18 protein-coding genes are annotated in these 19384 nt (G+C 69.2%); 8 read left to right on the top strand and 10 right to left on the bottom strand.

The features are described from left to right. Nucleotides 1–50: 50 nt before the first annotated feature. The 4 genes from HDA44_RS10115 to HDA44_RS10100 form a co-directional block, all read right to left on the bottom strand. Nucleotides 51–2081, bottom strand: a complete 2031-nt coding sequence (locus tag HDA44_RS10115; RefSeq protein ID WP_337905805.1) for an AAA family ATPase — start codon at nt 2079–2081, stop codon at nt 51–53. A gap of 68 nt (nt 2082–2149) precedes the next feature. Continuing rightward, on the bottom strand, nt 2150–2566 hold the full coding sequence (gene msrB / locus HDA44_RS10110; RefSeq protein ID WP_184833213.1) for a peptide-methionine (R)-S-oxide reductase MsrB: 417 nt from the start codon (nt 2564–2566) through the stop codon (nt 2150–2152). Nucleotides 2567–2634: 68 nt separating this feature from the next. Further along, nucleotides 2635–5022, bottom strand: a complete 2388-nt coding sequence (locus tag HDA44_RS10105) for a lamin tail domain-containing protein (protein ID WP_184833211.1) — start codon at nt 5020–5022, stop codon at nt 2635–2637. A gap of 161 nt (nt 5023–5183) precedes the next feature. After that, a complete protein-coding gene (locus HDA44_RS10100) occupies nt 5184–6785 on the bottom strand; it encodes a M4 family metallopeptidase (protein WP_184833209.1) in 1602 nt (533 codons plus the stop codon). Nucleotides 6786–6964: 179 nt separating this feature from the next. Here HDA44_RS10100 and HDA44_RS10095 point away from each other — a divergent pair, with 179 nt between their 5' ends. After that, a complete protein-coding gene (locus HDA44_RS10095; RefSeq protein ID WP_184833207.1) occupies nt 6965–8053 on the top strand; it encodes a DNA polymerase domain-containing protein in 1089 nt (362 codons plus the stop codon). A gap of 59 nt (nt 8054–8112) precedes the next feature. Further along, nucleotides 8113–8586, top strand: a complete 474-nt coding sequence (locus tag HDA44_RS10090; protein WP_184833205.1) for a carboxymuconolactone decarboxylase family protein — start codon at nt 8113–8115, stop codon at nt 8584–8586. A gap of 112 nt (nt 8587–8698) precedes the next feature. Here the strand turns inward: HDA44_RS10090 and HDA44_RS10085 are convergent, their stop codons facing one another. The 3 genes from HDA44_RS10085 to HDA44_RS10075 form a co-directional block, all read right to left on the bottom strand. Continuing rightward, nucleotides 8699–9454, bottom strand: coding sequence for an SDR family oxidoreductase (locus tag HDA44_RS10085; protein WP_184833203.1), 756 nt, complete (start codon nt 9452–9454; stop codon nt 8699–8701). Between the two features lie 64 nt (nt 9455–9518). Further along, the gene (locus tag HDA44_RS10080; RefSeq protein WP_184833202.1) at nt 9519–11354 is read right to left on the bottom strand and encodes a glycoside hydrolase family 15 protein; all 1836 of its coding nucleotides are present in this window, start codon (nt 11352–11354) and stop codon (nt 9519–9521) included. Then, entirely contained in the window at nt 11290–12072 is a 783-nt protein-coding gene (locus tag HDA44_RS10075) for an SURF1 family cytochrome oxidase biogenesis protein (protein WP_337905803.1), read from the bottom strand. Before HDA44_RS10075 ends, HDA44_RS10080 begins: the two co-directional genes overlap by 65 nt. Nucleotides 12073–12129: 57 nt before the next feature. On the opposite strand from HDA44_RS10075, the gene moaA reads away from it, so the two are divergent. Then, nucleotides 12130–13149 (top strand): GTP 3',8-cyclase MoaA, encoded by a 1020-nt coding sequence (gene moaA, locus HDA44_RS10070; protein WP_184833200.1) that lies wholly within the window; start codon nt 12130–12132, stop codon nt 13147–13149. 59 nt (nt 13150–13208) lie between these two features. On the opposite strand, the gene HDA44_RS10065 is transcribed toward moaA, so the two are convergent. Both HDA44_RS10065 and HDA44_RS10060 read right to left on the bottom strand, forming a co-directional pair. Then, nucleotides 13209–13406: a hypothetical protein gene (locus tag HDA44_RS10065; RefSeq protein WP_184833198.1), complete on the bottom strand. Its 198-nt coding sequence runs from the start codon at nt 13404–13406 to the stop codon at nt 13209–13211. Between the two features lie 183 nt (nt 13407–13589). Then, the gene (locus HDA44_RS10060) at nt 13590–13949 is read right to left on the bottom strand and encodes a DUF3099 domain-containing protein (protein ID WP_184833196.1); all 360 of its coding nucleotides are present in this window, start codon (nt 13947–13949) and stop codon (nt 13590–13592) included. 76 nt (nt 13950–14025) lie between these two features. Between HDA44_RS10060 and HDA44_RS10055 the strand changes: the two genes are divergently transcribed. The 5 genes from HDA44_RS10055 (at nt 14026) to HDA44_RS10035 (ending at nt 18484) form a co-directional block, all read left to right on the top strand. After that, on the top strand, nt 14026–14238 hold the full coding sequence (locus HDA44_RS10055) for a dodecin (protein WP_184833194.1): 213 nt from the start codon (nt 14026–14028) through the stop codon (nt 14236–14238). A gap of 141 nt (nt 14239–14379) precedes the next feature. Beyond that, nucleotides 14380–15084, top strand: coding sequence for a 3-oxoacyl-[acyl-carrier-protein] reductase (fabG, locus tag HDA44_RS10050; protein ID WP_184833192.1), 705 nt, complete (start codon nt 14380–14382; stop codon nt 15082–15084). 33 nt (nt 15085–15117) lie between these two features. Then, entirely contained in the window at nt 15118–15888 is a 771-nt protein-coding gene (fabI, locus tag HDA44_RS10045) for an enoyl-ACP reductase FabI (protein ID WP_184833190.1), read from the top strand. Next, entirely contained in the window at nt 15888–17582 is a 1695-nt protein-coding gene (locus tag HDA44_RS10040; RefSeq protein ID WP_184833188.1) for a Mur ligase family protein, read from the top strand. The genes fabI and HDA44_RS10040 overlap by 1 nt, the downstream gene beginning before the upstream one ends. 32 nt (nt 17583–17614) lie before the next feature. Next, entirely contained in the window at nt 17615–18484 is an 870-nt protein-coding gene (locus tag HDA44_RS10035; protein WP_337905801.1) for a hypothetical protein, read from the top strand. On the opposite strand, the gene HDA44_RS10030 is transcribed toward HDA44_RS10035, so the two are convergent. Beyond that, nucleotides 18477–19331, bottom strand: a complete 855-nt coding sequence (locus tag HDA44_RS10030; RefSeq protein WP_184833186.1) for a TetR/AcrR family transcriptional regulator — start codon at nt 19329–19331, stop codon at nt 18477–18479. The genes HDA44_RS10035 and HDA44_RS10030 overlap by 8 nt on opposite strands. Nucleotides 19332–19384 lie beyond the last annotated feature (53 nt).

Below are 19384 nucleotides of genomic sequence, written 5' to 3'. Positions count from 1 at the left end.
CCGCTGCCCGAATCGGGTGGGTAAACCTCCCCAAACCGGTTTGGGGAGGTTTACGTCCCGGGCTTCTGCAGCAGGTAGTCCTCGGCGCGCATCGACGTCGGCGGCTTGACGTCGATCGGGATCAGCTCGCGCAGGTCGCGTTCGGTCAGGCTGTCCGGATTACGCGTCGACAACCGGGTGGCCTGGTTCGAGATCGCTTCCTCAAGGATGTTCCGGATGAACCGGCCGTTGCCGAAGTTGTGCCCACGCGGCGCCGGCGGGATCACGCTGCGGACCTTGTCCAGCACTTCCTCGCCGTAGATCATGCCCTTCTGCCGGGCCTGCAGCTCGAAGATCGCGACCAGCTGATCGGTGTCGTACTCGCTGAACGACAGCAGCTTCGGGAACCGGGACTGCAGACCGGTGTTGGACTCCATGAACCGCTGCATCTCGCGGTGGTACCCGGCGACGATCACGATGCAGTCGTTGCGGTGGTCCTCCATCAGCTTCAGGATCGTCGCGACCGCTTCCAGGCCGTAGTCACCCGGAGTGTTCTCCGGGACCAGCGTGTACGCCTCGTCGACGAACAGCACGCCGCCGAGGGCGTCCCGGAACTTGCCGGCCGTCATCGGGGCGGTCGTACCGACACTGGACCCGACCAGATCGGACCGGTCGACCTCGACCACATGGCCCTTCTCGAGTACGCCGAGCTGGTGGTAGATCCGGCTGAGCAGTCGCGCGATCGTGGTCTTCGCGGTACCGGGCTTGCCGACGAACACCATGTGCCGGGCGCGCTCATGACTGGGCAGGCCCAGCTCCGTACGCCGCAGGTTGGTCTTCACCTCGGCCACCATCCGGCGGACCGCGTCCTTGACCGACTCCAGGCCGATCAGTGAGTCGAGCTCGGCGAGCGGGTTCTCGCTGAAGTCGACCGGCGCGGGCAGCGGCTCGTCGAGCTCGCCGCCGCTCGCCGCGGAACCGGTCGCCGGCTCGTCGTGGACTGTGTGCCAGGCATCCGACAGTGAGGTGGCCTGATCCGCTCCGGCCGCGGTCTCCATGCTCCAGCGCTCCCGGTCGAGGACGCGGAACAGTGACGTCAGGTCCGGCACCTCCGGCTCGGGCCAGGCGCCCTTGCTGAGTACGCCGGCCAGGTGGATCGAAACGCGGGTCGCGGCGGCACCCCACGTACGCGCCAGGTCCGCCTGGTCGTGCCGGATCGCGCGCGACAGCCACTGGTGGACATGACCGAACCACGTTTGCGCGCTGAAGGTCTGGTGAATGTCGCTGAGTGCCTTCTCGACGTCCTGGGTCGCGCTGCCGAGGATCGTCGCGACCGATTGCGGGATGCCGCGCAGCCGGGTGGCGAGGATCAGCTCGGCCATCAGCTGAGCGAAGTCACCCGCGTACTCGTCCGGGGTGGTCATCAGCAGCCGGGCGTGCGCGTCGCGGATCGCGTTCAGTGAGTACCGCAGCGCGGCGGTCGGGCCGGCCAGCTCGGGGAGTACGGCGCGCTCACTGTCCTTCAGCGCGTCGTTTCGCCAGTAGCTGACGATCTCCTCGTACTCGCCGGTCATGTGCAGGTGGGCGCTCTGCCGGTCGGTGAGCGCGCGGTCGAAGGCGGCCGTCAGAGCGGCGGCGCGGGCCGCCATCGGCGGGGCGTCCACGAACTGGCTGACGACGTCGCGGGACAGCTGCAGTGCCTGCTTGCGGCCGGCCTCGCGGAAGCCGCGGGCGCCGGCGATCGCTTGCAGATGCCAGTCGGTCGGCGCCGTGTAGATGACGTGGCCGGAGCCACCCAACCGCGTCGCGGAGCGGTGGAAGTCATGGGTCAGGTGGGACGAGATGTCCGCGTAGTCGCCGTGCAGCACCGGGATCCAGCCGGTCAGCAGCGGTGCCACCTGATGGGTGAACCAGACCGCGGCCGGGGTGCCCTTGACGAAATCCGGGAACGCGTCGCCGCGCAACGGCCGGAGCGAGTGCGGATCGCCCGCCCAGGCCTGCAACCGGGCCCGGACTCCCGCGATCCACTCGGCCGGCACCTCCCACGGCTCCGCCGCCGCCAGCACATCCAGAACCCGCGGTGTACGGATGTCGTCAGCCACCAATTTCCCTTCCGAGGAGCCACCAGCCGACCCAGTCTAGGACCAGACCGGGTGACCGGTGGTCTGACTCAGGCTGGGCCGAGGGTCAGGCTGATGCTGTTGATGCAGTAGCGGAGGTCGGTGGGGGTTTCGTAGCCCTCGCCCTCGAAGACGTGGCCCAGGTGCGAGCCGCAGTTGGCGCAGCGGACCTCGACGCGCTTCATGCCGAGGGTGGAGTCCTCGATGTACTCGACCCGGTCCTCGGCGAGCGGTGCGAAGAACGACGGCCAGCCGCAGTGCGACTCGAACTTGGATTCGCTGCGGAACAGCTCCGCGTCACACGCCCGGCACTTGTACACGCCGACCGTCTTGGTGTCGGTGTACTCACCGGTGAACGCCCGCTCCGTACCGGCCTTGCGCAGCACCTGGAACTCGGCAGGGGACAGCTGCGCCTTCCACTCCGCGTCTGACTTCTGTACGGCGTAGTCCTTGGTGGAATCTGTCACGTCTCAAGTATCGGGGCCCGGACAAGCCGAAGCACGTCCGGGCCCCACGACGTAAGCGTCCCGTCAGGTCAGTGGACCCACGACGGCAACGGGATCAGCTTCACCACCTGCGGGTCGTGGTCGGAGATCTGGTCCGGGAACTCGGCGTTCATGTGCACCACGTCGTACGACGCGGCCAGGCGCAGGTTCTGCGAGATCAGGATCTGGTCCAGGATCTGGCTGTTGCCCTCGAAGACGTAGCTGTACCGCTCCGGGAGCGGGAGCGTCCGGGGCAGGTCGACCAGCGCGGTCTTGCCGGAGCCGACCAGGATGTCCGCGGTCTGCGACCAGTCGAAGTCGTTCAGGTCACCCAGGACGACGATGTTGGCGCCCTTGTCCTTGGCCAGGATCTGGTCCACGAACCCGCGGACCGCGGTGGCCTGCTGGTGCCGCTTCGGCGCGCTGGACTGAACCGGCGGCTGGAACCGGCCCCAAAGCGGGTCGTCGCCGCCCTTCGAGCTGAAGTGGTTGACCACCACGAACACCGTCTTGCCGTGCCACTTGAACTCGCCCGCGAGCGGCACCCGGGTGGCGGCCCAGGCCGGGTTGGCCGGGTCGACGCGGCCCGGTGACGCGCTCAGGTGCGGGCGGCCGGCCCGGTCGGTGGTGATCGTGGTCGCGACCGTCGAGCCACCGCCCGGGGTGTCGACGAACTTCAGCGGCTTGTCGGTCCGGTACAGGAACGCGACCCGGATGTTGCCGCCCGGCTCGCCGCCCTCCGCGTTGTTCACCGGGTCGATCTGCCGCCACGCGTACTTCGGTCCGCCCGCCTTCACGATCGCGGCGGTCAGCAGGTTCAGGGTCTTGTCGGCGGCGGTGGTACCGGAGTTGATCGCGCCGTCGTTGTCCTGCACTTCCTCGAGCCCGACGATGTCCGGCGCGGCCAGGTTACGGACGACGACCTGCGCCAGCCCGTCGAACTTGGCGTCCCCGTCGTTCGGGTCCAGGTTCTCCACGTTGAACGTGGCCACGGACAACTGCGCCGGCGATGACGGCTTGGTGACCTCGCGCTTCAGCCCGCCGTCGATCACCGCCGGCGTCGTGGGCGGCAGGAACTTGTAGTTACCGAACGAGTAGTCGAGCACGCCGGTCACCACGCCGGCCAGCTTGTCGCCGGTCTTCGCGTCGGGCATCGGCGCCAGTACGTCGTCGAGCATGACCCGCTCGGGGTTGCTGTCGGTCTTCTGCAAGAGGATTCCGCCGCGGACCGTACGTACGCCGGAACCGGCCGGTACGACCGGAATCTCCCGGAACGAACTGGTCGGACCGGTGACCTCAGGCTGGTTGATGCCGAGCCACATGCCCTCCAGCGACTCCCAGAAGTCCAGACCGTCGTTCCGCGGGTCGAAGGCGGTGCTGGTGGTCTCGACGTCACCCTTCGAATCGTCGTCGATGACCGTCGACGGCGGCACCCGGCCGCCCGCGCCGACGATGGTCGGAGCCGGCACGGCGGCCGTACCCGTCACCGTGACCTTCGGGTTGGTCAGCTCGGTCGTGGTGAGGTTCGTCGTACCGCCGGAGCCGCCGGGGCGGAACTCGGCGACCGTGCCCTCGATGTTCAGCGCGTCGCCGACCGCGACCGTCGGCGCGGAGCTGGTGAAGACGAAGATGCCCTCGCTGGTGGCCGGGTTGCCGTCCGGCTGGGTGTCCTGGAACCAGAACCCGTTGCCGCTCTTCGCGGTGACCACGCCGGTGACGTTGCCGACCCGCTTGCCTTCCAACGGCGAGCGGTGCGCGGCGCCCTGGATGTCGTGGATCTTCGCGTCCACGGGCGGCTCGGCCGGCCCGCCGGTCAGCGTACCCGGCGACGGGTTGCCCGCGACGAAGTCCGCGCTGTTGTTGTCGGTGTCCTGCTTCGGGTTCGACCGGGCGGCCGAGGTCGTGTTCGACAGGCCGGGCGCGGGCGCTGTCTCGGAGTCGTTCGCCGTCCCGAAGCCGACGTAGTCGCGGACGGCGGGGTCGGCGTGGCAGCCGGAGCCGCAGGCGAGCGCGGTCTGGTTGGTGACCAGGGCGACCTTGCCCGCGGTGGCGGACATCAGGATCGTGCCGGTCACGTTCGGCGTCGGCATCGGCTGGCCGTTGGCGCCGCCGCCCTCCTGGATCAGGTACGCGGCGCCCGGCGCGATACTGCCGGTCAGCTTCGTGACCTGCCACGACGCGCCGGCCGCGGACGCGTACTGGATCGACCAGCCGCTCACGTCGACCGGGGCGGAGCTGTTGTTGGTCAGCTCAACGAAGTCGTTGGTGTACGGCGCGCCGCTGTTGCCGCCACCGCCGTACACCTCGGTGATGACCACATCGGCCGAAACGGCCTGCGCGGGCGCGGCGGCGATCGCCACCGCGAGCCCGGAGGCGAAGAGACTGGTCGTGACCGCGAGGGCGCCCAGGCGGCGTCGCGGTCGGTTCAGGGCAGACATGGCCCGGATTCTCACACCGGCCAGTGACCGTTCCAAGCCCCAACACATGAACACCCGGCGATGCCACGGAACGCACGGGTGATCATTCACTCAGCCGCTACCGGGTTGTGTGACCGCTGGCCTGCTGCAACGCGCCAGCGGTCACACAACCCGTCATTCGGTCAGTTCACCGCGACGGCGGTCCAGGCGGCCGCGACGGCGGCGCGCTCGGGGCTGGTCGCGCCGTACAGGTCGGTGGCGGCGTTGAGGGTGGCGGTTCGGGCTTGGGCGTACGTGGTGCCGCTGGTCATGTACGTGGTCAGCGCGCGGTACCAGATCTTGCCGAGCTTGTCGTGACCGATGCCGGTGAGCGTCGAACCGTCACAGGCCGTCGAGTCGTGCGGCAGCCCGCCGATCGTCTTCGCGCCGGTGCCTTCGGCGAGCAGGTACGCGAAGTGGTTGGCGATCGCGGACGAGTAGTGCACGTCCAGGTTGCCGACGCCGGAGGAGTAGCAGTCCGGCGACTTGCCGTCCTTGCTCGGCTTGTCCATGAAGCGCAGCGCCGGGCGGTCCTTCATGATCTTCTCGCCGATGTAGTAGTCGCCCGGGTCGGACGCGTTGTTCGCGGAGAACTCGACCAGGGTGCCGAAGATGTCGCTGGTCGCCTCGTTCAGGCCGCCGGACTCACCGGAGTACGTGAGGTTCGCGGTGTGCTCGGTGACGCCGTGGGACATCTCGTGACCGGCCACGTCGAGCGAGACCAACGGTCCGGCGGCGACGTTGTCACCGTCTCCGTACGTCATCTGCTTGCCGTCCCAGAACGCGTTCACGTAGTTGGTGCCGTAGTGCACGCGGCTCGGTACGCCCTTGCCGTCACCGAAGATGCCGTTCCGGCCGTGCACGTTCTTGTAGTAGTCGAACGTGGTCTCGGCGCCGTAGTGGGCGTCGACGGCGGCAGTAGCGCGGTCGGCGTTGGTACCCGTACCCCAGTGGTTGTCCGCGTCGGTGAACCGGGTCGGCGTCGGGCAGCCGAGCTGGAACAGCTGACAGAGGATCGAGTCGGTCTTGTTGTTCGCGTCGGCGGTGAAGCCGTTGCCGCGGGTCGCGTCGGTCAGTGTGAAGCCGCCGGTCGCCGCACTCGTCTCCAGCGGGACCGTGCCGGAGTACAGACTCTTGCCATCACCGGTGGCCGTTTCGATGTGCTGCTCGCTGACCAGCTTGGCACCGGTCAGGGCGTCGATCGTGGTGGTGATGCGGCTCGGCGTACCGTCCTTCTGGGTGCCGGCGGTGGTGACCAGGTAGGCCAGCCGCGGGGCCCCCTTGCGGGCCTCGATCACCAGACTCGGTTTGCCCTGCGCGGTCAGGCCCTTCGCGACTGCATTGGCGGTCGCGGTCGCGACGCTCACCTTGGGCGCACGGCCGACGTCGGCGCTCCGGGTCAGGGTCAGGCTGGCGCTCCTGAACGCGCCGTCCTTGGCCTGGTGTACGACGACATCGCCGCCGAGTACGGGCAGGCCGCCGATGGTCCGGTCCATCCGGACGTGGCTGGCGCCGTCGGCGTCGACGATCACGTCCTTGACCACGAACGCGTCGGCCGTGGTGGCCCGCAACGCGTTGAGGTTGCTGCTGATCGCTGCCCGCGCGTCCGCGACGGCCGCGGCCGGGGAGGGTTTCGCGGCTGCGGAGCCGGTTGGCGCACCGCTTGCCGTGGTGGCGCTGGTCAGTCCGAGGGTGGTAGTGGTCACCACTGCGGTGGCAGCGGCGAACAGGGCGGATCTGTTCATCCTCGCGCTCCTTGTCAGGTGTCCCGGGGGCCTCACGCCCCAGGAACGAGGTGATGGAACGTTACCGCCCGGTCACCTACCGTGGCCAGAGGTGAAGAAGATTTGCCCTTTCCGACCGGCCCGGGTGCCGAGATGCTGAGCTGCCGGGGTTTGTCGGCCCGGGGAGATACCGTCTCGGCATGGCGAAGAGCACAGCCGTGATGGTCCCCGTCGGCGAGCGGGAGGTCCGGGTCACCAGCCCGGACCGGGTCGTGTACGAGGCGACCGAATGGGCGCCGGCGGTCACCAAGCAGCAGGTCTGCGAGTACTTCATCGCCGTCGGCCCGGCGTTCATGCACGCGTCCGGCGACCGTCCGGTCGCGCTGGAGCGCTGGCCCGGCGGCTGGCGCGAGGGGATGACCTTGTCGGTCGACTCGATCGGCCGCCAGACCGGTGACGGGTTCTACTCCAAGCGCCTGCCCAAAGGCGCGCCGGACTGGCTGGAAACCTGTCGCGTACTGACGCCGAACGGCCGCCCGATCGACGAGCTGTGCCTGACCGAGCTCGCGGCCGTGGTGTGGGCGGCGCAGATGGGCACGCTGACCTTTCACCCGTGGGCGGTGCGCAAGACCGACCTGGACCGCCCGGACGAGCTGCGCCTCGACCTCGATCCACAACCAGGTGCGACCTTCGCGGACGCCCGGCAGGTGGCCGGCGTCGCCAAGGAGCTGCTCGAAGAGCTGGGCCTGCGAGGGTACCCGAAGACCAGTGGGAACCGGGGGATTCACATCTATGTCCGGATTCAGCCGGAGTGGAGCTTCGACCAGGTCCGGCACGCGGCGATCGGTCTCGGCCGGGAGCTGGAGCGCCGCGACGACCGGGTGACGACCGCCTGGTGGAAAGAGGAGCGGGGCGATGCGTCGATCTTCCTCGACTTCAACCAGAACCTCCGCGACCGGACCGTGGCCGGCGCCTGGTCGTTGCGTCCGCGACCCGGAGCACCGGTCAGTACGCCGATGAGCTGGGCGCACCTCGCGGAGGTGGACGACCCGCGGAAGTACAACCTGCACACGGTCCCGGAGTACTTGTCGGACGGTGATCCGTGGTCGGACATCGACGACACGGCGTACGCGCTGGATGCACTGCTCCGGTTGTGGGAGGACCTGCCGGGCGGCGAGCTGAACTTCCCGCCGGACTATCCGAAAATGCCGGGCGAACCGCCTCGCGTGCAGCCGAGCAAGAAGGTCGCCGAGCACTGGGACGAGCAGGGCAACCGGATCGAGACCTGACACTTCGCGGAGGTGTCCCGTCGTAGTGGTGTCAGCGAAAACGCGAAGGAGACATCACTATGAACGCCCGTTTGGACCTGTTCACCAACCCGGTGCTGGGGAAGTTCGTCAAGCACTTCAACGCCGGTGCGCGGGTCGCGATGGATGTTGGAATCCCGCTCGCCACGCTGGAGCTGCTCGAGCTTCGGGTCAGCCAGATCAACGGCTGCGCCGTCTGCGTCGACATGCACTCGAAGGACCTGGCGCACCACGGTGAGTCCGCGGTGCGGATCAATCTGGTCGCTGCCTGGCGCGAGGCCACCGTGTACACCGATGCGGAACGCGCCGCCCTGGAGCTGGCCGAGGCCGGCACTCGGATCGCCGACGGGGCCGGAGGGGTTCCTGACGACGTGTGGCTGAACGCGAGCAAGCACTACAGCGAGGAGCAACTGGCCGCGCTGGTCGTCGCGATCGCCGGAATCAACACCTGGAACCGGTTGAACGTCCTCACCCAGCAACCGGCCGGCGACTACGTCCCCGGCCAGTGGGGCTGACCCGGCCCCGCACCCCGGGCCACAACACGAGTGGATATCCACCCGTGTCGTGGGTTCTCCACCCGTACACCGGTGGAGAACCCACAAGAGCAGTGGATATCCGCTGGTGTGCTCAGAGCGAGCGGAGGGCGCCGCCGTCGACCGGGAGGATCGTGCCGGTCAGGTACGACGCGGCGGGGGAGAGGACGAAGGCGGCGACGCGGCCGAACTCGTCGGGGGTGCCGTACCGGCGGAGCGGGATGGTCTTCTCGGCGGCGCGCCGGGCCGCGTCGGGGTCACCGGACTTGCCGTCCAGCTCGGTCAGGCGGGCGGTGGCGATCCGGCCGGGCATCAGGCCGTTGACGCGGATGCCCTTCGGGCCGAGCTCGTCGGCCAGCGTCTTCGCCACCATCGCCAGGCCGGGGCGCAGGCCGTTGGAGATCGCCAGGCCGCTGATCGGTGCCTTCACCGACGAGGAGAGTACGAAGGCGATCGACGTATCCTCCGAGCCGGCCCGGGCGACCGCGCGGGCGATCCGCAGGCCGCCGAGGAAGACGCTGTCGAAGGCCGCCCGCCAGTCGTCCTCGGTGGATTCGAGCGCGCTGCCGGGCCGCGGGCCGCCGACGCTGATCAGCGCGCCGTGCAGCGCGCCCCACTTGGCGATCGCGGTCGCGGCCAGCCGCTCCGCGCTGTCCGGGTCGGCGTTGTCGACCGGGATGCCGACGACGTTCTCGCCGAGCTCGGCGGCGGCGCGCGCGATCGACTCCTCGTTCCGGCTGGAGATCACCAGCCGGGCGCCCTCGCCGGCCAGCGCCTTCGCGGTGGCGAAGCCGAGCCCGGCGCTGGCGCCGGTGACGATGTAGGTGCGGTCGCGCAGTCCAAGGTCCACACCACCATCCTGCCGCACCACCCCCGGCCGCGCACCTCGAACAGTGGCCGACGGCAAGAAGTGCTCAGTAGGCCGATCGGCGCAGCGGTGATTCGGCGGTGGTCAGGTGCCAGGCGGTGTTGACCAGGCCGAGGTGTGAGAACGCCTGCGGGAAGTTGCCGAGCATCCGGCCGGAGTTCACGTCGTACTCCTCCGCCAGCAGGCCGACGTCGTTGCGCAGGGCAACCAGCTTCTCGTACAGGTCCCGGGCTTCGCCGACCCGGCCGATCATCGCCAAGGAGTCCGCCAGCCAGAACGAGCAAATCAGGAACGTGCCCTCGTCGCCTTCCAGGCCGTCGTCGGTGTGCTCGGTGAGGTACCGCCGGACGAACCCGTCCGACGCCAGCTCCCGTTGCACGGCGTCCACTGTCCCGACCACGCGCGGATCGTCGGCCGGCAGGAAGCCGACCTGCGGGATCAGCAGTACGGCCGCGTCCAGCGCCTTGCTGCCGTACGCCTGGGTGAACGAGTTCCGGTCCGGGTCGTACGCCTGGTCGCAGACCTCTTGGTGGATCTCGGCCGCGCGCGCCTTCCATTCCGCCGCCGGACCGCTCAGCCCGAACCGCTCCACCGCGCGCGCCGCCCGGTCGAACGCGACCCACGCCATCACCTTCGAGTACGTGAAGTGCTGCCGGCCGCCGCGGACCTCCCAGATGCCTTCGTCGGGCTGGTCCCAGACGTCCTCCAGGTGGCGCATCAGGCCGCGCTGCACCTGCCAGGCTTCGTCGGTCGCCCCGATCTGCGCCTCGCGGGCCAGGGCGAGTACGTCCATCACTTCGCCGTACACGTCGAGCTGCAGTTGTTCGGCGGCCGCGTTCCCGATCCGGACCGGCGCCGACGAGCCGAACCCGGGCAGCCAGCCGGCCTCGAACTCGGTCAGCCGGCGTTCACCGGTCACGCCGTACATGATCTGCAGGTCCTCGGGGGAGCCGGCGATCGCGCGGAGCAGCCAGTTCCGCCAGGCTTCGGCCTCGTCGGTGTAGCCGGCCCGCAGCATCGCGGACAGCGTCATCGTTGCGTCGCGCAACCAGCAGTACCGGTAGTCCCAGTTCCGGCCGCCGCCGAGTGCCTCCGGCAAGGACGTGGTCGGGGCCGCGACGATGCCGCCGGACGGCGCGTACGTGAGTGCCTTGAGCGTCAGCACGGAACGGGTGACTTCCTCGCTGACATCGGTCGCGCGGCTCGTACGCCCGATCCAGTCGGTCCAGAACGTCTCCGTCGGTTCGAGCGACCCGAGCGCGTCGGTCGGCTCGGGTACCGTGTGGTGCGACGGATGCCAGGTGAGTACGAACCACGCGCGGTCGTTCGCGCCGATCCGGAAGTCGCTGTACGTGGTCAGATCCCGCCCGTACTGATGCACGTCGGACCGCAACGAAACCGCGTCCGGCCCCGCGATCGCGTCGATCTGCCCATCGGATCGCCGTACCCACGGCACCACGTGACCGTAGTCGAACCGCAGCTTCAGCTCGGACCGCAGCTCGACCGAGCCGCTGACGCCTTCCACGATCCGTACGACGTCCGGGGCCGCGTCCCGCGGTGGCATGAAGTCGATCACCCGGACCGAACCCGACGGCGTCGACCACTCGGTTTCGAGTACGAGCGTGTCGCCCCGGTAGTGCCTGCTGCTCACGGCGTCGGCGTCCCGCGGCGCGATCCGCCAGTGCCCGTTGTCGTCGCTGCCGAGCAGGGCGGCGAAGCAGGCCGGCGAGTCGAACCGCGGGAAGCACAGCCAGTCGATCGAGCCCTGCTTCGAGACCAGCGCGGCGGTCTGCAGGTCACCGATCAGCGCGTAGTCCTCAATCCGCCGCTCCGGCACGGGCTTCGGACCGCTCGACGACTTCGTCGTCCTCCGACTTGTCATCGCGCCCTCCCTGTCTGGTGAAGTAGACGAGTCCGCCGACCGCGAGCAGGGCGAAGAAGAACCACTGCAGCGCGTAGAAGAAGTGTGGCCCGTCGTCGATCTCCGGTCCGGGGAACGCGCCGAACGCCGCGTCGTTGGCCGGTTCCTGCTTGTCGATCGTCAGGTACCCGTCGTACAGGTTCAGGCCGAGGACCTTGGCGTAGTCCGGTCCGTTGATCAGGCGCGCCGTCCCGTCCTCCGGCGTGCCGCCCGAGGTGTGGCCGCCGCGTTCGCTGCGCTGCAGGCGGCCGGTCACGGTCACCTCGCCGCCGGGAACGGAGGGCACGTGCTGCGGCATCAGCTCGGAGCTCTGCCGGGCCAGGAACCCACGGTCGACCAGGACCGCCTTGCCGTTCGGCAGCATCAGCGGCGTGACGATCTCGAAGCCGGGCTTGTCGTTGACGTTGCGGTACTTGAGCACGATCTGCTTCGAGGCGTCGTACTTCCCGGTCACCGTAGCCGTACGCCAGGCGTGCTGGTCGCCGACGACGCCCCGCGGGCCGAGGATCTGGTCGAGCGGCGCGGGCGCCGCGGCCAGGTTGGTCCGGGTGACGGTGTTCCGCGCCTTGCGCTCGTCGAGCCGGTGCAGCTGCCAGCGGCCGAGCGCGATGCAGACGGCGGCGAGTACCAGGATCGCCAGCGCGGCGGTGATCCAGCGGACATTCAGGATGCGACCCACATCTCGAACTTAAGCCATACCCTGAAATGAGCTGCACTCGGCACGTAGGCTGGAGTGATGACGGCGATCCAGGAGACGACACAGCACGGTCTGGCCGACCGGTACGGCCGGGTCGCCACGGACCTGCGGGTCTCGCTCACGGACCGTTGCAATCTGCGCTGTACGTACTGCATGCCCGAGGAAGGGCTGGACTGGCTCGGCAAGCCCGAGCTGCTCACCGACGACGAGGTGATCCGGCTGGTCTCGGTCGCGGTCACGCACCTCGGCGTCCGCGAGGTCAGGTACACCGGTGGCGAGCCGCTGCTGCGCCGCGGCCTGGTCGGCATCGTGGCGCGTACGACGGCACTCGAACCGCGGCCGGAAGTCTCGCTGACGACCAACGGGATCGGTCTGGCCCGGCAGGCGGCCGCGCTGAAGGAAGCCGGTCTGGACCGGGTGAACGTGAGCCTGGACACGATCCGGCCGGACACCTTCCAGCAGCTCGCCCGCCGGGACCGGCTGAAGGACGTACTCGCCGGGCTCGCCGCCGCGCGGGAGGCGGGCCTGACGCCGGTGAAGGTGAACGCGGTCCTGATGCGCGGCGTGAACGACACCGAGGCACCGGAGCTGCTGGAGTTCTGCCTCGACCACGGGTACGAACTGCGGTTCATCGAGCAGATGCCGCTGGACGCGCAGCACGGCTGGAACCGGGCCACGATGGTCACCGCCGACGAGATCCTGGCGAAGTTGTCGGAGCGGTTCACGCTGACGCCGGACGACGCGTCGAAGCGGGGGAGCGCGCCGGCCGAGTCGTTCGTGATCGACGGCGGGCCGCGGGCGGTGGGAATCATCGCGTCCGTCACCCGGCCGTTCTGCGGTGACTGCGACCGGGTCCGGCTGACCGCCGACGGCCAGGTCCGGGACTGCCTGTTCGCCCGGACCGAATCGGATCTGCGGACCGCGCTCCGGGACGGCGCCGACGATGCCGAACTTGCCGATCGGTGGCGGCGCGCGATGGCGAACAAACTGCCCGGCCATGGCATCAACGACCCGAGCTTCCTGCAACCGGTCCGGCCGATGTCCGCGATCGGCGGTTGAGACCAGACCGGACCAATCCGGAAATGCGGTTTTTCGCTATCCGGTGGTCAGTGCATTCGTCAGCTGAATGGTTCGGTCTCGCGCAGGAATGACCGCCGGCCGAGGAAGTCGGACAAGCTCTCCTTGTGTTCGTCACAGGCGAGCCAGGTCTTCCGCCGGTCCGGCGTGTGGATCTTCGGGTTGTTCCAGCGCAAGGCCCAGGTGGCCGGGTTGCCGCAGCCACGCGCGGAGCAGACTTCGCTGCCATTCCTCTGCATTCCTGATGCCTCAATAATCAATAGCGTGGACAAATTGAGCGCCGGACAAAATGAAGCGACGTCGGACAGCCACGGGGGGAGCCGTCCGACGCCGCATCAAGTCCCTGAATTTCTATCTCGAACTTCAGAGCACGCGGGAGATTCTGACACGGATTGGCACATGTTTTCCAGTCCCGACCCAGATCACTTTTCGGTGTCGGTTTCCCGAGCATCACTCACGTCCTGATCCGTGGGCACGACCACCGTCGGACGTTCCCCGATCGCGGGCCGCGCGGGGGCCAGGTACGGGTCCGCGGCGGGGGTAGCCGCGGACCGGTGCGCGTTCGCGAGGACGACCGCGAAGTACGGCAAGGCGATCGCGCCGACCACGAACAGCCAGCGCCACGGCGACGGGGTGAGCACGGCGAGCACGAAACAGACGATCCGGATCGACATCATCCACGCGTACTTGACGATCCGGCTGTCCAGGTCCTCGGACCGGCCAGGCTGGGCGCTGGTCACCGAAATGACGTCCGCGTCGCTCCGCTCATGGCGTCTCGACATCTATCCTCCTCACCAGGACCAACGGTACGCCGCGTCCTCCGCCCGGGCGCAGCCAGGATGGAAGAAGGTTGGATTCATGACGGATCGCACGTACCGGGTGACCGAGATCGTCGGCACCTCCAAGGAAGGCGTGAACCAGGCGATCACGAACGGGATCGCGCGGGCCGGTGAGACGCTGCGGCATCTCGACTGGTTCGAGGTGACCGAGATCCGCGGGCACGTCGTCGACAACCAGATCGACCACTACCAGGTCGGCATGAAGGTCGGTTTCCGCCTCGAAGACTCCTGACCGCACAACCCTCCACTCCAGAGGGCATCCCCTCGGCCGCAGGGTTGCCCCCTCGAATTCACGGGGGGCAACCCGCCACCTGAAGGGGCAACCCTGGCGCGATACCGTTCGTGCCGACTGGTGACGTGTGAGGAGGAGTTCGTGGGTAGGTCTGTGTTGGTGACCGGCGGCAGCCGGGGGATCGGGCTGGCGATCGCGACGGCGTTCAAGGAGGCCGGCGATCAGGTCGCGGTCACGTACAACACCAGCCCGCCACCGGACGGGTTCCTCGGGGTGAAGTGCGACATCACCGACCAGGAGCAGGTGGATGCCGCGTTCGAGACCATCGCCGAGCAGCACGGCCCGGTCGAGGTACTGGTGGCGAACGCCGGCATCACCCGCGACACGCTGCTGCTGCGGATGTCCGACGACGACTGGGACGCGGTCATCGAGACCAACCTGACTGGTTCGTTCCGGGTCGCGCGCCGGGCCGCGAAGGGCATGCTGCGGCTGCGCAGGGGCCGGATCGTGTTCATCTCCTCGGTGGTCGGCCTGCTCGGTTCGCCGGGCCAGGTGAACTACGCGGCCAGCAAGTCCGGCCTGATCGGGATGGCCCGCTCGATCGCCCGCGAGCTCGGCAGCCGTGGCATCACCGCGAACGTGGTCGCGCCCGGGTTCGTCGAGACCGACATGACCGCGGTGCTGCCCGAGGACACCCAGAAGCAGTACCTGGGCCAGATCCCGCTCGGCCGGTTCGGCCGGACCGAGGAGATCGCGAACGCGGTCCGCTGGCTGTCGTCCGAGGAGGCCGGCTACATCACCGGCGCGGTGATCCCGGTCGACGGCGGCATCGGCATGGGCAACTGACAATCCCGTTTCGTTCTTAGAAAGGTCCCGCCGGTGGGCATCCTCGACGGCAAGCGCATCCTGGTCGCGGGCGTCACGCTCGACACCTCGATCGGTTTCGCGACCGCCAAAGTCGCGCAGGAGCAGGGCGCGACCGTGCTCATCTCCAACTTCGGCCGCGCGCTCGGCATCACCAGACGGATCGCCAAACGGCTACCCACCGAGCCGCCGGTACTGGAGCTCGACGTCACGAATCCGGACCACCTGGCCGCCCTTCCGGATGCCGTCCGCGAGCACGTCGACGGTCTGGACGGGGTGGTGCACTCGATCGCGTACGGGAACCCGGAGACGATCCTCGGCGGCAAGTTCCTGGACGGCCCGTGGGACGACGTGTCGCACGCGGTCCACGTCTCGGCGTACAGCCTGAAGGCACTCGCGGTCGCGTGCGCGCCGATGATGAGCCGTGGTGGCAGCGTCGTCGGCATGACCTTCGACGCGACCGTCGCCTGGCCCGGGTACGACTGGATGGGGGTCGCGAAGGCGGCGCTGGAGTCCACCAGCCGGTACCTGGCGCGTGATCTCGGTGCCCAGGGCATCCGGTGCAACCTGGTCTCGGCCGGGCCGCTGAAGACGCTCGCCGCGAAGGCGATCCCGGGGTTCGAGAAGTTCGAGGGCCCGTGGCTGGAGCGCGCTCCGCTGGGCTGGGACCCGACCGACCTGGAGCCGACCGGCCGGACGATCGTGGCGCTGCTGAGTGACTTCTTCCCCTCGACCACCGGCGAGATCGTCCACGTCGACGGCGGCTACCACGCGATGGGTGCCTGATGGCCACAGCTCTGGTCGAGCTCCGGGTTCTCGACGGTGCCAACCTGTACTTCAGTCGTGCCGCGGTGAAGCTGACCCTGGACGTGTCGGCGCTGGTGGACGCGCCCGCGCCGGCCGCGAAGGTGTACGCGCAGGCGATCGGGCTTGGTAGTACCCGGCCGGGCCGGATCGGGTCCGGGTTCCGGCAGCGGTTCGCGATCCGGGTCGCCGGGCACGTGGTCCGCCGGATCGCCCGCGCCGCCGGCATCGGCCGGATCGGCGTCCGGGTCCGCCCGGAGACCGACGTCCGGCGGCTGGTGGTCGCGTTCCCGTGGGCGCACGAGGGCCGCGCCCGCGCGCTCGGCGCCGGGATCGTCGAGGTACTGGACGCGTTCCGCCCCGATCACGAGGCCGACCTGAGCGACCTGATCGCGACCGTCGGCGACCGGGTCCGGAACGAGCCGCCGGGCAACGCGCCGCCGACGCTGCGGCCGAAGGTCCCGGTGGTCGCGGTGACCGGGACGAACGGCAAGACCACCACTTCGCGGATGATCGCGCACATCGGCCGCGCCGCCGGGCTGCACGTCGGCTGGTCGAGCACCGACGGCGTGTACTTCGACGGCGAACTGGTCAAGTACGGCGACTTCTCCGGGCCGAGCGGCGCCGGGCAGGTGCTGTCCCAGCTGGGCATCCAGCTCGCGGTCACCGAGACCGCGCGCGGCGGCATCCTCCGCCGGGGCATCGGCGTGGCGTACAACGATGTCTCCGTCGTCACCAACGTGACCGCCGACCACCTCGGCCTGGGCGGCATCGACACCATCGACCAGCTCGCCGAGGTGAAGGCGGTCATCACCCAGATCACCCGGCCGCGCGGCTGGTGCGTGGTGAACGGCGACGACCCGCGGACGTTCGCGATGCGGCTCGGCTCGCCGGCGAAGTGCTGGGTGTTCTCCCGTGACCCCGACGCGCCGTCGATCCGGACCGTACTGGACGAGGGCGGCCGGGCGACGACCGTACTGGACGGGTTCGTCACCGTGCTCGACCAGGCCCGCGACCCGGAGCCGCTGGTCAAGGTGGTCGACGTACCGATGACGCTGTCCGGGCTGTCGCACTACAACGTCGAGAACACCCTCGCCGCGGCGTCGGCGGCGCTCGGGCTCGGGCTGCCGCGGGCGGCGGTGATCGAGGGCCTGACCACGTTCGCGCCGAACGAGAACAACCCCGGCCGGATGAACATGTACTCGCTGCGCGACTTCACCGTCGTGATCGACCTCGCGCACAACGAAGCCGGGCTGGAGGCGCTGATCGAGATCATGAACGGCGTCCGTCCGCCCGGCGGCCGGCTGATGCTGGCGATGGGTTCGCCCGGGGACCGGGCCGACGAGATGGTCGCGACCCTCGGCGCGATGGGTGCGCGGGCGGCGGACCGGGTCACGCTCGGGCACAAGAGCGAGTACCTGCGCGGCCGGCCGCCGGAGGAGCTGGAGGCGGTGTTCCGGGCGGGTGCCGCCTCGGTGGGCGTCGAGGACGTGCCGGCGTACCCGACCGAGCTGGCCGCGACGCAGGCACTGGTCGCCGAGGCGCGGGCCGGGGACGTGGTGGCCGTCATGACTCTGCAGGATCGGGCGAGTCTTGACAGCTGGTTGCGGTCCGAGGGAGCTACTGTCGACACACCGGAAGTCTTGAAGAGCAAGGTCGAGAGAGCCCAGCACTGACCCCGTCCGCCCCTTCCGATGGGATCGGCGGGGTGGGAACGGGGTTTGTGATGCGCTACCTGTGGTCGATTCCGGCCGCGGTGGTCGCCTGGTTCGTGGGCGGCTTCTCCGCGACGTACCTGAAGGGTCTCCCGGAGGGTACGACCGCCTTCGTGCCGTTGCGCGTCGACCTGCTCGTCCTCGGTGGCTTCGCCGGTGGCGTACTGGCGGGGCTGCTGATCGGGCGGATCCGGATCGCCGTACCGATCGTGCTCATCGTTGCCGGGGGCATGTGGTGGCTGACCGGGAACTCGTTCGCGGAGCGGAACCTGCTGATCACGTTGCTGGTGGCAAGCGCACTCGGCGGAGCGTTCGGCGCGTGGGGGAGCCGGAGCACGGTGGTTGCGGCGTTCGCGCTGGCGCTTCCGGTTGCCTGGTACGCCTTGCGCCCGGCTGAGCAACTGGCCGACTGGAAGTGGCTGTGGCAGCTCAACGGGTTGCTGGTCGGCGCGGGCCTCGCGCTGTTGCTGTACCTCGCGTGCTGGAAGCGCGGCTGGCGCTCGGCGTCGTACTGGCTGCCACTCGCCGCTGCCTACCTGGTGTGCTTCGGCCTGGTCGATGCGATCCAGCTGGTCAGCCGCCAGTCCGGCAAGCCGATGGATGCCGTCGGCAACGCGTCCACCGAAGCGTTCTTCCAGTCCTTCGAGCCGCTGCTGCGCGAGTACTGGCCGTGGATGGTGGTCGGCGTACTTCTGGCGATCCCGATGGTCGCGCTCAAACTCCGTGCCCTTCCGCCGCCACCACCGCCGGCCGACCCGTACGCGGACCGCTCCAACGACGCCGTCCTTTCCGAAGACCTCGACTGGATCGACGAACAGGAACCTCGCCGGCGGCTCCTGGCTCGGCGCGATCCGGTCACCTAGCCGGTGCCTCGCCGGGTATCAGGGCAGCGATGCCGTCCAGGAGGCGAGTGAGGCCGAAGTCGAAGATCCGGTCCGGGGTGGAGGCCTCGTACTCGGGCCGGCCGAAGCGGGCGATCATCGGGAGCCGGCCGGTGCTGAGAGCAAGCTCGACGGCACCCTGACGGTTCGCGGTCCACTCGTCGCGGGACAGGTCGCTGGTGCGGAGCGCTTCCGTCTCGGCTTCCAGGCCTAGCGCGGCGCCGTGTACCTGGGTGCTGACGACGAAGGAGATCTGCGCCATCGTGGCGAAGGGGAGGCCGGTGTCGTCGAGCGCGCGGATGCGCCAGTCGGTGTAGGCCATCCGGTTCGGCGCGAGCGGGGGACGGGTGGTGGAGGCGACCAGGCGGGCGACCCACGGGTGGGCGCGGTACACGTCCCACTCGGTGCGCGCCGACAGCTCCAGTTTGGCCCGCCAGCCGGGTGGGCCTGACCAATGCGCGAGATCCGGTAGTTCCCGCTCGCCGAACACCTGATCGACCATCAGGTCGACCAGTTCCACCTGACTCCGCACATGCCGGTACAACGACATCACCCCAGCCCCCAGCCGCTCGGCAATCCGCCGCATCGACACCGCATCCGCCCCCTCCAGATCCCCAAGCGCGACCGCCGCCCCCACAATCCCCGAAACCGTCAACCCACCCGCAGCGGGCGCCGAGCCACCTACTACATGCATTGTGTCGGCGTTGGTGGGTGCCGCCGCGACCCGCTGCCGGTACGCCTTCGATCGGCAGGCCCGGCTGCAGTACCGCCGCGGTCTCCCCACCTCGCTGCGCTCCAACTCGCGCCCGCACACCTGACACGTATCCATCCCGCACCTCTCCCGTGACGAAACCACCACCAACTATAGTTTCGTCACGCCAG

It is taken from the genome of Kribbella solani, from assembly GCF_014205295.1.
Taxonomy (GTDB): domain Bacteria; phylum Actinomycetota; class Actinomycetes; order Propionibacteriales; family Kribbellaceae; genus Kribbella; species Kribbella solani.
The sequence above is the reverse complement of the archived record's forward strand: the minus strand, read 5'-3'. Positions and strand labels throughout refer to the sequence as shown.